This is a genomic window from Streptomyces sp. NPDC104381, from assembly GCF_055583745.1.
On sequence record NZ_JBVJNK010000005.1, the window covers coordinates 332,363 to 343,248 of the forward strand.

The 10,886-nt window shown below is 72.2% G+C and carries 12 protein-coding genes; 4 read left to right on the plus strand and 8 right to left on the minus strand.

The window, feature by feature from the left end; all coding sequences use genetic code 11:
- Positions 1 to 161: 161 nt before the first annotated feature.
- The 3 genes from ACZ607_RS19260 to aceA all read right to left on the minus strand — a co-directional run bounded on the left by ACZ607_RS19260 (position 162) and on the right by aceA (position 4,004).
- Entirely contained in the window at positions 162 to 1,031 is an 870-nt protein-coding gene (locus ACZ607_RS19260; protein WP_469736040.1) for a 3-hydroxybutyryl-CoA dehydrogenase, read from the minus strand.
- Positions 1,028 to 2,608, minus strand: a complete 1,581-nt coding sequence (gene aceB, locus ACZ607_RS19265) for a malate synthase A (protein WP_469736042.1) — start codon at positions 2,606 to 2,608, stop codon at positions 1,028 to 1,030. The genes ACZ607_RS19260 and aceB overlap by 4 nt, the downstream gene beginning before the upstream one ends.
- 103 nt (positions 2,609 to 2,711) lie before the next feature.
- Positions 2,712 to 4,004, minus strand: coding sequence for an isocitrate lyase (aceA, locus tag ACZ607_RS19270; RefSeq protein WP_469736044.1), 1,293 nt, complete (start codon positions 4,002 to 4,004; stop codon positions 2,712 to 2,714).
- 434 nt (positions 4,005 to 4,438) lie between these two features.
- On the opposite strand from aceA, the gene ACZ607_RS19275 reads away from it, so the two are divergent.
- From ACZ607_RS19275 to ACZ607_RS19290, 4 genes are all read left to right on the plus strand, one after another.
- Entirely contained in the window at positions 4,439 to 5,860 is a 1,422-nt protein-coding gene (locus tag ACZ607_RS19275) for a short-chain fatty acyl-CoA regulator family protein (protein WP_469736046.1), read from the plus strand.
- Between the two features lie 235 nt (positions 5,861 to 6,095).
- On the plus strand, positions 6,096 to 6,317 hold the full coding sequence (locus ACZ607_RS19280) for a CbtB domain-containing protein (RefSeq protein ID WP_099175851.1): 222 nt from the start codon (positions 6,096 to 6,098) through the stop codon (positions 6,315 to 6,317).
- 209 nt (positions 6,318 to 6,526) lie between these two features.
- Complete coding sequence (locus ACZ607_RS19285; protein ID WP_469736048.1) at positions 6,527 to 7,285, plus strand: CbtA family protein; 759 nt, start codon at positions 6,527 to 6,529, stop codon at positions 7,283 to 7,285.
- A complete protein-coding gene (locus tag ACZ607_RS19290; protein ID WP_469736050.1) occupies positions 7,282 to 7,623 on the plus strand; it encodes a hypothetical protein in 342 nt (113 codons plus the stop codon). The genes ACZ607_RS19285 and ACZ607_RS19290 overlap by 4 nt, the downstream gene beginning before the upstream one ends.
- Here the strand turns inward: ACZ607_RS19290 and ACZ607_RS19295 are convergent.
- From ACZ607_RS19295 to ACZ607_RS19315, 5 genes are all read right to left on the minus strand, one after another.
- Positions 7,618 to 8,220, minus strand: coding sequence for a histidine phosphatase family protein (locus ACZ607_RS19295; protein ID WP_469736052.1), 603 nt, complete (start codon positions 8,218 to 8,220; stop codon positions 7,618 to 7,620). The two genes, ACZ607_RS19290 and ACZ607_RS19295, sit on opposite strands and share 6 nt — an antisense overlap.
- 228 nt (positions 8,221 to 8,448) lie before the next feature.
- Entirely contained in the window at positions 8,449 to 8,715 is a 267-nt protein-coding gene (locus ACZ607_RS19300; protein WP_469736054.1) for a DUF4235 domain-containing protein, read from the minus strand.
- A complete protein-coding gene (locus ACZ607_RS19305; protein ID WP_469736056.1) occupies positions 8,712 to 9,191 on the minus strand; it encodes a DUF3618 domain-containing protein in 480 nt (159 codons plus the stop codon). The genes ACZ607_RS19300 and ACZ607_RS19305 overlap by 4 nt, the downstream gene beginning before the upstream one ends.
- Positions 9,188 to 9,598: a phage holin family protein gene (locus ACZ607_RS19310; protein WP_469736057.1), complete on the minus strand. Its 411-nt coding sequence runs from the start codon at positions 9,596 to 9,598 to the stop codon at positions 9,188 to 9,190. The genes ACZ607_RS19305 and ACZ607_RS19310 overlap by 4 nt, the downstream gene beginning before the upstream one ends.
- A gap of 49 nt (positions 9,599 to 9,647) precedes the next feature.
- Entirely contained in the window at positions 9,648 to 10,865 is a 1,218-nt protein-coding gene (locus ACZ607_RS19315; RefSeq protein ID WP_469736059.1) for a WS/DGAT domain-containing protein, read from the minus strand.
- Between the last annotated feature and the right edge of the window lie 21 nt (positions 10,866 to 10,886).

A 10,886-nucleotide genomic window follows, 5' to 3' on the forward strand; every position in this document is an offset into this window, starting at 1 on the left:
GGGTCGTTATATCGGGCTCGTAGGCAGTTGACTTTATGATGTCTGTACTCCCTCCCCTATGGTTGAATAATGCCGTAACGGGGGGGCGGCGGACCACCGTCCGCCGCACGCCCTCCTCCACGGCACCGCGGCCCTCGGACCGGCGGCGGGACCGGAGCCCCTCAGCTCCGGTCGTAGGTGTGGAACCCCCGGCCGCTCTTGCGGCCGAGCAGCCCCGCCTCGACCATGCGCCGGAGCAGGGGCGGCGGGGCGTACAGGGGTTCCTTGAACTCGTCGTGGAGGGAGGCGGCGATGGACGCGACCGTGTCCAGGCCGATCAGGTCGGCCAGCTTCAACGGGCCCATCGGATGCGCGCAGCCGAGCTCCATGCCCGCGTCCACGTCGGCGGGGGTGGCGAAGCCGGACTCCGCCATGCGGATCGCCGAGAGGAGGTAGGGGATGAGCAGCGCGTTGACGACGAAGCCCGCCCGGTCGTGGGAGCGGACGACCGTTTTTCCCAGCGTGTGTTCGGCGAAGTGCGTCACGGCGGCGACCGTGTCGGCCGAGGTGTGCAGGGAGGGGACGACCTCCACGAGAGGCAGGACGGGTACGGGGTTGAAGAAGTGCAGGCCCACCACCCGGTCGGCGCGCCGGGTGGCCATGCCCAGGCGCATGACGGGGATGGAGGAGGTGTTGGTGGCCAGGACGGCCCGGGGGTCCTCGACGATCTTGTCGAGGGCTGTGAAGACCTCCGTCTTCGCCTGGGTGTTCTCCACCACGGCTTCGACGACGAGCTGACGGTCGGCCAGCTCGTCGAGGCTGCCGGTGAAGATCATCCGGGCCAGCGCGTCCTCTGCGGAGAGCCGGTCAAGTCCGCCTCGCCGGACGGCTCGTTCGAGGGAGCGTGCCACGCGTTCACGTGCGGCGCGGGCGGCCAGGGCGTCGGTCTCGCAGACGACGGTGTCGAGGCCGGAGCGGGCGCACACCTCGGCGATACCGGCGCCCATCTGCCCGCCCCCCACCACCCCGATCCGTCGGATGTCCGTGGTCATGACGGTCCCTCCGCGCGGTGCACGAGATGGCGGACATAGGCGTCCGTGGTGAAGAAGGCGGGCAGATGCCGGCCCATCGCACCGCGTTCGAAGAGAGCACGGACGTCCTCGACGGGGGCCCACGGGTACGCGGCGCCCAGAGCCGCGAGCTCGTCGTCGAGCAGCTCCACCACGGTCATGCGGTCGACCACCCGGTGGCGCAGCCACTGCCAGATCTGGACACGGGCGATCTCGGCCGTCGAGGCGTCCTCCCGCAGACCGTCCAGCACGACGGCCCCCCGGCCACCCAGCCAGGCGGCGAAGTAGCGCACGGCCACGGAGACGTTGGTGCGCACACCCTCGGGTGTGGGGCGGGCGCTGATCCGGCGCACCGCCAGCAGGTCGGCCGCGGACACGTCGACGTCGTCACGCGTACGTTCGATCTGGTGCGGCCGGGTACCGAGGACCCCGTCGAAGGCCTCACGGCAGACGGGCACGAGTCCGGGGTGGGCGACCCAGGAGCCGTCGAACCCGTCCTCGGCCTCACGTTCCTTGTCGAGGCGCGCCCTGGCGAGCGCGGCCCCCTGTGCTTCCGTGTCCCCGCCGGGCACCTGGGCGGCCATGGCACCGATGGCGTGGGCTCCGCGCCGGTGGCAGGTGCGCACCAGGAGTTCGGTGAAGGCGCGCATGAAGGGGGCCGTCATGGTGATCTGCGCCCGGTCGGGCAGAAGGAAGTCGGTGCGGTGGCCGAACGTCTTGATGAGGCTGAAGAGGTGATCCCAGCGGCCCGCGTTGAGGCCCGCGCTGTGTTCGCGCAGTTCGTGGAGGATCTCGTCCATCGCGACGGCCGCCGTGACGGTCTCGATCAGGACGGTGGCCCGGATCGTGCCACGGGGGATGCCGAGGAGCTCCTGGGCGAGGACGAACACATCGTTCCAGAGGCGTGCCTCGTCGCGGTTCTCCAGCTTCGGGAGGTAGAAGTACGGCCCCTGCCCGGCGTCGATCTGGCGCCGGGCGCAGTGGAAGAAGTAGAGCCCGAAGTCCACCAGTGCCGCCGGGGCGGGGTGGCCGTCGACGTACAGATGCTCCTCGACCAGGTGCCATCCGCGGGGGCGCACCATGATGGTCGGGGGATGGGGCCGGCCGCCCTCCGGCGTGGTGCGGCCGATCCTGCGCTCCACGGCGTCGACCAGCGTCAGCTGGCCGCCGACGATGTTGTCCCAGGTGGGCGAGGTGGCGTCCTCGAAGTCCGCCATCCACACCTGGGCGCCCGAGTTGAGAGCGTCGATCGCCGTTCGGCGGTCCGGCGGCCCGGTGATCTCCACCCGCCTGTCGGTCAGCCCGGGCGCCGGAGGAGCCACGCGCCAGGAGTCGTCCGCGCGGATACGGGCGCCGGTGAGGGAGAAGTCGAAACGGGAGCCGGACGTGAGCTGGGCGGCCACCCTCGCACGCTCCCTGAGGGCGCGCAGCCGGCGTCCCCCGAAGGCGCGGACCAGGCGGGCGACGAACTCCAGGGCGCCGGGGGTGAGGATCTCGTCGTGCCGGTCCCCTGCGATGCCGAGGACCTGGGCGGGGGCGGTCGGAGCGGAGAGGGTCATGCGGGTCTCCTCAACAGGAACGGTCCGGGCCGGGCGGGGACGGCCGCCCGGCCCGGACGGATGGGCGGCGGGAAGAGGGAGCGGGGTCCGGCCCGTCCCTGGCTCAGTGGAACTGCTGTTCCTCGGTGGAGCCGGTCAGCGCGGTGGTGGAGGAGGCCGGGTTGACGGCGGTGGAGACCTGGTCGAAGTAGCCGGTGCCGACCTCGCGCTGGTGCTTCACCGCGGTGAATCCGTGCTCCTGCGCGGCGAACTCGCGCTCCTGGAGGTCGACATAGGCCGTCATGCCGTGCTCGGCGTAGCCACGGGCCAGGTCGAACATCCCGTGGTTGAGGGAGTGGAAGCCGGCCAGCGTGATGAACTGGAACCGGTAGCCCATGGCCCCCAGTTCGCGCTGGAACTTGGCGATCCGGTCGTCGTCGAGCGCGGCCTTCCAGTTGAACGACGGCGAGCAGTTGTACGCCAGCATCTGATCGGGGTGCTCCGCGTGGATCGCTTCGGCGAACTCCCGGGCCTGGGCGAGGTCCGGGGTCCCGGTCTCCACCCAGATGAGGTCCGCGTACGGGGCGTAGGCGAGGCCGCGGGCGATGACCGGCGCCATACCGTTCTCCACCCGGTAGAACCCCTCGGCCGTACGCTCGCCCGTCACGAACCGCGCGTCGCGCTCGTCGACGTCACTGGTCAGGAGGTTCGCGGCGAGGGCGTCGGTCCGCGCCACGATCAGGGTGGGGACATCGGCGATGTCGGCCGCGAGGCGGGCCGCGTTGAGGGTGCGGATGTGCTGGGCGGTCGGGACGAGGACCTTCCCGCCGAGGTGGCCGCACTTCTTCTCGGAGGCGAGCTGGTCCTCGTAGTGGATGCCCGCGGCACCCGCCGCGATCATGGCCTTGGTGAGCTCGAAGGCGTTGAGGGGACCGCCGAAACCGGCCTCGGCGTCCGCGACGATCGGCGCCAGCCAGTCGGTGGTGTCCTGGCCGCCCTCGGCGGTGGCGATCTGATCGGCGCGCAGCAGCGCGTTGTTGATCCGGCGGACCACCTGGGGCACCGAGTTGACCGGGTACAGCGACTGGTCGGGGTAGGTGTGCCCGGCCTGGTTGGCATCGGCGGCCACCTGCCACCCGGACAGATAGATCGCCTGCAGCCCCGCCCTCACCTGCTGCACGGCCTGGCCACCGGTGAGCGCCCCGAGCGCGTGGATGTAGTCCTGTTCGTGGAGCTGCCGCCACAGCCGCTCGGCCCCTCGCCGGGCGAGGGTGTGCTCCTCGCGGACGCTGCCGGAGAGCCTGACCACGTCCTCGGCCGCATAGGTGCGCTCGATCCCCTGCCACCGGGGGTCGGTGGCCCACCGCCGGGCCAGTTCCTCGGCCGTTTCCTTCGTCGTCGTCGCGGTCTGCGCCATGAGTGTCTCCCGGAGGCTCGTAAATGATGCGAATAGATGGCACTGAGTGCCCTATCGATCGAGGGGTGCGGCCCACCGGCTCCGGAGTCGGCAAACGAAGCAATGTCGCCCGGCCGGGCGGAGGAGGCCGGGATCTCCGACGTCAGGGCAGTGAATCGTGCCCCGGTTCCACCCCGTCCGGCGAAGTCCGGCGGGCCGCAGTACGACTCTGGCATCGGCACGCAGTGCCAACAAGCGGGGAAATCTGCTAACTTCTGCGAATCTTCGGACGCTCTTCTGCCAATTTTGCCAACGCCCGCATCAGCCTCGTCATGGTTACGATCACGAGCAGGCCGGGCAGGGCCCGCGCGGTCGTCCGGGCAGGGGCCCGGGCAGTCGTCCGGCGGGTCATCGGCGGGTCATCGCGGGTCAAAGGCGGGGGAGAGGAGCACAGGGTGAGCAAGACGTACGCGGGAACGCGGCTGCGCCGGCTGCGGGAGGAGCGGCGCATGAGCCAGGCCGAACTGGCCCGGGCCCTCGCCATCTCGCCGAGCTATCTGAACCAGATGGAGCACGACTCGCGTCCGCTGACCGTCCCCGTGCTGCTGCGGCTGACCGAGGAGTTCGGCGTCGACCCGGGCTTCTTCTCCGAACGGGACACCAGCCGGCTCGTGGCGGATCTGCGCGACGCCCTCACCGGCGAGGTCGCCGCCGGCAGGGTGTCCGCCTCCGACCTCTCGGACCTGGCGACCCGAACGCCTGCCGTGGCGGCGCTCCTGGTCGACCTGGGCCGGCGGAACCAGCACCTCACCGAGCAGCTCTCCGAATCCGTCGAGGGCCGGGGAGCGGGAACGGCGGCGCAGCCCCGCTCCGCACACGAGGAGATCCGGGAGTTCTTCTACCGGCGCCAGAACTACCTGCACGACACCGACCTCGCGGCCGAGCAGCTGGCCTCCGCGATCGGCGTACGCCCCGGCGAGGTCGTGCGCGCCCTCGCCGCCCGTCTCACCGGCCACCACGGTGTCCGCCTGGCCACCGATTCCGGTGAACTGCTGCACCACTACGACCCGAAGGACCGCGTCCTCCACCTCTCCGGCCGGCTGCGCCCCGGTCAGCAGGCATTCCGTATGGCCACCCAACTCGCGCTGCTCGAATACGCCGACGATCTCTCCGCGCTCGCCTCGGAGGACTTCGCACCGGACTCGGCCGCCTGGCCGCTCGCCCGCATCGGCATCGCCAACTACTTCGCCGCCGCACTGATCCTGCCGTACCGACGCTTCCACGCGGCCGCCGAGGAGTTCCGCTACGACATCGAGCGGCTGACCGACCACTTCGGCCTCGGCTACGAGACGGTCTGCCACCGGCTCAGCACACTCCAGAGGCCCCGGCTGCGCGGAGTGCCCTTCTCCTTCGTCCGGGTCGACCGCGCGGGCAACATGTCCAAACGCCAGTCCGCGACCGCCTTCCACTTCTCGCGGGCCGGCGGAACCTGCCCCCTGTGGAACGTGTACGAGTCCTTCGCCGCCCCCGGACGCATCCATGTCCAGGTCGCCTCCATGCCGGACGGGCAGCGCTACCTGTGGACCGCCCGGGCGGTGACCCGGCACCGGGGCGGCTGGGGAGAACCCGGCAAGACCTTCGCGATCGGGCTCGGCTGCGAGATCCGGCACGCCTCCCGGCTCGTCTACTCCGACGGCCTCGACCTCGGCAACGTCTCGTCGGCCGTGCCCATCGGCATGGGCTGCCGCCTCTGCGAACGCACCGACTGCCCCCAGCGGGCCGTGCCGCCGCTGGACCGGCGGCTGGCGATCGACGAGAACAGCAGCACCTTCATCCCGTACCCGGTGGCCGGAAAGCATCAGGGCGAGGCGCGGTAGAGCGCCCGGCACCACCGCTCCGCGCTTGCCGGGGGGTGCGGTATTGGCCATGGGAGCGTCGCGCGGTACCGTCGGTCCGATATCGAACGAAGGCGACACGGAAGCCGGTGGGAATCCGGCACGGTCGCGCCACTGTGGACGGTGCAGCCCCGAGGGGCGGCGCCGCGAGTCAGACCCGGGGCCTTCGTCCTGTGCACCACCGAGTTGGGACGCGAACTCCCAGAGGAGGCCTGCCATGGCCCAGCACGTCGCTCAGCCGACAGCCGCACACCCCGTCGTTCCCGCAAAGCTGCCCCTGAAGGACATCGCCCCCTGGGCCGTCTTCTTCGGCATCCTGATGCTGGTCCTGCTGTATTTCGTCGGCGCCGAGCAGGGCGCCACCGCCGTCGTCTCGGGTGAGGAAGTCCACGAGTGGGTGCACGACGCCCGCCACCTCCTCGGCTTCCCCTGCCACTGAGGCGCCCTGCCACCGAGGCACCCACCGCCACCGAGGCATCCACCGCCACGAGGCATCTACCGCCACGAGGCGCCCACCGCCCCGAGGCTTCGCCCGCCACCGAGGCTTCTCCCGCACCGAAGCCTGCCCTGCCACCGAGGCGTGCCCGCCCACGGCGCACGCCCGGTGAGGGGGCACGCCCGGCCACCGACGAGGGACACAGCACACCCATGAACTCCGCAACCGTAAGAAATCTGCTCGTCCGGGGCATGCTCGCCGGCCTCGGTGCCGGCGTGATCGCCCTGGTCGTCGCCTACTTCCTCGGCGAACCGAACGTCGACAGCGCCATCGGCTTCGAGGAATCCCACGCCCACGGCCACGAGCACGAGGTCGAACTCGTCTCCCGCGGTCTTCAGTCGACCGCCGGACTGGCCACCGGGATCCTGATCTACGGGGTGGCCTTCGGCGGCATCGCCGCACTCGCCTACTGCTTCGCGCTCGGCCGGGTGGGCCGGTTCGGTCCGCGTGCCACCGCGCTGCTGCTGTCGGGCACCGCGCTGCTCGCCGTCTACGTCGTCCCGTTCCTCAAGTACCCTGCCAACCCGCCCGCGGTCGGCGACCCCGACACCATCGGCGAACGGACCACCCTCTACTTCCTGATGACGGTCCTGAGCGTGCTCCTCGCGGTCGCGGCGGTGATCGCGGGCAAGCGGCTGGCGCCGGGACTGGGCAACTGGTACGCCACCGTCGTCGCCGTCCTGGGTTTCGCCGTGGCGACCGGGCTGGCGTACGCCTTCCTGCCCACGATCAACGAGGTGCCGGGCGACTTCCCCGCCACCCTGCTGTGGCGCTTCCGTCTGTCCGCACTCGCCATGCAGGCCACGCTCTGGGGAGGCTTCGGCCTCCTCTTCGGTGAACTGGCGCACCGGCTGCTGCGCCCGAGGCCCGCCACGGTGTCCGCGGGCGCGGCGGTACCCGCCCCGCAGTGACCGGGCGGCCCCAGCCGCGCCGCATCACGCTCGGAGGCCGCGAGGCGGTCGCCCTGACCCCGCAGGAGTACGAGCGACTGCTCGCGAGCCGACGTCAGATCGGCGGCCAGAGCGCCCGGGTGAGGGCGCTCGGCCGGCGGCTGAGGCAGGCCGAGGAACTCCTGCGGGATCTGGAGGCGCTGGTCACGGCCCCGGACGAGCGATGCGGACGGGGAGCCGGGGCGCACGGCCCGTGCGCGACCGCCGAGGCCGTCACGGACGGCGCGCAGCCCGGCACCGGCTGCCTGCGCTGCGCGGTCATCGCGCTCGTACGCCGCTATCGGGGTGCCACGTCATGAGTCGCCGGAGGGGCCGGGGGAGGCCCCGGCCGTCCCCAGCGGGCGCCCCAGCCGCAGGTTCCACCGGCCGCCGCGCCCGCTGACCGCCGTCGCCGTCAGCGGGGGTACGTCGAGCCGCCAGAAGGCCGCCGACGGTGCGTGCAGCACATACGTCACCGCTGCTCGTACGACTTCCGGCTCGACGACGGCGAGGGTGCGGCCCTCGGCGTCCAGTGACGCCTCCATCCAGCGCGCCACCCGCGCACACAGATCCTCGACCGACTCACCCCCGTGCGGGGCGCACGAGGGATCGGCGAGCCAGCGGGCCACCGCGTCCGGTTCGTCACCGCCGACCTCGGCGAGGCTCGAACCTCGCCACCGGCCCATGTCCAGCCCCGCCAGGTCGGCGGCCTCCGCACCGTGGAGCCCGAGCGCGGCCGCCGTCTCCCGGCAGCGCACGCTGGGTGACATGAGAACACGCGCCGCTACGGGCAGAGTTCCGGCCGCGGCACGCGCCAGGGCCTCCCCGCCGGCGTCGATCGAGGCGCCGTCGTCGAAGCGGGCCCGGCGCAGCGAGGCGTTCGTCGCCGGTGAGATGAAGGTGACTCGACTGGTCACGTGGTGCGGCCCCCTTGATGCGGTCCCGGTGTACGGGTCTCACCACGGTAGGCCACACGGGGGTGCCGGACGTGTGGCGATCCGCGCGGGACTCCGCCGCATGCAGGGCCGGTTGCCGCCGCGACGTCGGCATCAAGGGCTATGACACGCCCCGGTGTCCTCCTCCCGCACGGTCGACGGGCGGGCGGCGCCGGCCCGCCGTGGAGGCGGGACCGGCGCCGCGGCGGGTCAGCCCGGCCAGGTGCCCGTCAGACGCCGTGCCGCCACGGCTCCCGAGCGGTCGACCGCGGCCTTGACCACGGCGAACACGGCACCCTGGATGGCGGCGGCGAGCAGGATCTGCCGCCAGGAACGGTCCTCGTCCAGGGCGTCGGGCGCGTCGCCCTCACCCTCGATGACCTTCCACGTCTGCTTGAAGGCGGCACCCGCGATCATGCCGCTCGCCGCGCCGAGCGCCATCCCGACGGGTTTGTACGCGATCCTGGACACCTTCATCGGCGTCCCCGGGCCCGCCGCACCAGGAGGAAGGCCGCGAGCAACGTACCGCTCACGACCAGCGGGCCGCGGTTGGCGCGTGCGAACGACGCGGCCTGGCCGGCCTTTTCGAGCAGTGGCTCGGGTGCCTTGTCGGCCGCGTACTGCCCCGCCTTGGCCGCGGTGTCCCGTACCTGGGCGGCCGCCTGGGCCGTCCGCTCCAGGAGGGGGTCGGGTGTCTTGTCCTTGACGAGTCGCGTGGCCTGTTCGGCCTTCCCCCGGAGCTGATCGGCGGCCAGAGCCGCCTTCTCCGAGGCCTGTTCCTTCGCGGCGGCCGTCTTCTCCTTGGCCTGCGCCTTGACGTCGGCCTTGGCGGCCAGCGCCTCGACGGTCCGTCCGAGCTCGTCGCGCGTGCGCTCGACCTGCTCGTGCAGCTCCTCCGGGTCGGAGGCGTCGGGGACGGGGGTGCCTATGTTGGTCCGGGCTTCTTCCTTCATCGGTGTGCCTTCTCCTTGATCTCGGCCAGGTCGGCCTTGACGCTGTCGACGGTCTGTTCGGGGGCGGGGGACCCGGCCTCGGCGATCTCCTTCTTCCCGGCCAGGGCCATCACGGTGGCCACAGCCGCCAGCACCGCCGTGACGACGAGTGCCGACGCCCACACCGGCAGCACCAGTGCGAGAGCCGCGATACAGGTCGCGACGAGCGCCTGGGCGGCCAGGATGCCGATGAAGCCGGCGGCGCCGAAGAGGCCACCGCCCTTCCCGAAGCGCTTGCCCTTGCGGGTCATCTCCGCCCGGGCCAGCTGCATCTCCTCGCGAACCAGCTCGGAAATCTGCTGCGAGGCCCGCGACACCAGCACGCCCACCGGTTCGTCGGTGGCGTGGGTCTGTCGCTCTGCCGTCATGGCGAGGTCACCTTGCCTTCCTCGGTCTGTCGCCGGTGTCTTGGCCCGACTACCCCGCAACCGCTCCGGCACCCGCCTCAGCGGGAAGGGATTGGATCGATTTGAGCGCTTGCTCCCACGCCTGAGGCAGCGCGGCGACTCCCGGCATGGAGGTGTGCGAACCGAAGGCGACCCTGGCCCGCCCCTGGTAGGACCAGAGCACGCAGGACAGGGCGTGCCCGGGAAAGGTGGGGACCGCGGGAACGAGGTCCAGCACCGGCGCACCGCCGAAGGACAGGGGGTTCCTGGAGCGGACGGAGGTGACCACGGCCCTGCAGCACACCCCCGAGCTGATGCGCCGCCCCAGGGCGAGGGTGGCCGGAAAGGGGGTGATCCGCCGGATCGTCAGGTCGAGGGCCGCCCGGAACCCGGGCATCGGCCACGCGGCCATCTGCGCGCCGGTCCCACGGAGTACGTGTGCGGGGTCCCCGGTGGGCAGCGCCAGGCGCATCGGCGCGAAGTGGTTGCCCAGCGCCCGCTGTTCGCCGGGCACCCTCAGGTCCATCGGGACCAGTGCGTGCACCTCGCGGTCACCGGGGAGCGGCCACCAGGAGTCGGCGGCCAGCGCGAAGCACGCGGCGAAGACCTGGCTGAGCGTGGCCCCCGGCCGCTTGACGGCCTCCACCTCCAGAGGCTCGGTCACCGCGTACGTCGCCGCGCCCTCGGCCCGTGCCGCCACCGGCGCCGGCCAGGGCGCGGTGGGCAGGGCCGCCCGGAGGACCGAGACCGCCGCGGACGGAAGGCGCGGCAGAGCGGGCAGGACCGCGCCCCGCAGCAGGGGACGGCGCTCGGCTCTCGGACCGTCACCGAACAAATGGTCGAGGGTGTGGGTGATGGCCCCGCCGTCCATGAGGGTGTGATGGCAGCGGAACACCAGCGCCCACCGCCGGGGTGCGAAGCCGGTGGCGATCAGGACATCCCACATCGGCGCCCCGGCGGGGGAGACGGGCGGCCGCCGCCGGACCTCCCGCATCAGTCCGTCGAGCCCCGCGTCGGCCGCGTCGGCGCCGAGCGGGAGCAGCGCGACGTGGTCGGCGGCACGGACCCGCTGCGGCTGCCAGACGGGGCGTCCCGCACGCTCGGCGTAACGGTGCCGGAGGCCCGGCACCCGCGCCACGCGCGGTGCGAGGTGCCCGGCGACCTCCGCCGCGCCGGGTGCCTCGCCCTCCAGGATCAGCGTCGTGGCGATGTACATCTGGGCCGCGTGCGTGAGCGGTGCCATATCCATGAGCACCACGTCACCTGCCTG

What these genes read in the sequence shown, in the direction of transcription:
- ACZ607_RS19260 (WP_469736040.1), bottom strand. Translation starts at nt 1,031, where the DNA reads ATGACCACGGACATCCGACGGATCGGGGTGGTGGGGGGCGGGCAGATG.
- aceB (WP_469736042.1), bottom strand. Translation starts at nt 2,608, where the DNA reads ATGACCCTCTCCGCTCCGACCGCCCCCGCCCAGGTCCTCGGCATCGCA.
- aceA (WP_469736044.1), bottom strand. Translation starts at nt 4,004, where the DNA reads ATGGCGCAGACCGCGACGACGACGAAGGAAACGGCCGAGGAACTGGCC.
- ACZ607_RS19280 (WP_099175851.1), top strand. Translation starts at nt 6,096, where the DNA reads ATGGCCCAGCACGTCGCTCAGCCGACAGCCGCACACCCCGTCGTTCCC.
- ACZ607_RS19285 (WP_469736048.1), top strand. Translation starts at nt 6,527, where the DNA reads ATGAACTCCGCAACCGTAAGAAATCTGCTCGTCCGGGGCATGCTCGCC.
- ACZ607_RS19300 (WP_469736054.1), bottom strand. Translation starts at nt 8,715, where the DNA reads ATGAAGGTGTCCAGGATCGCGTACAAACCCGTCGGGATGGCGCTCGGC.
- ACZ607_RS19305 (WP_469736056.1), bottom strand. Translation starts at nt 9,191, where the DNA reads ATGAAGGAAGAAGCCCGGACCAACATAGGCACCCCCGTCCCCGACGCC.
- ACZ607_RS19310 (WP_469736057.1), bottom strand. Translation starts at nt 9,598, where the DNA reads ATGACGGCAGAGCGACAGACCCACGCCACCGACGAACCGGTGGGCGTG.
- ACZ607_RS19315 (WP_469736059.1), bottom strand. Translation starts at nt 10,865, where the DNA reads ATGGATATGGCACCGCTCACGCACGCGGCCCAGATGTACATCGCCACG.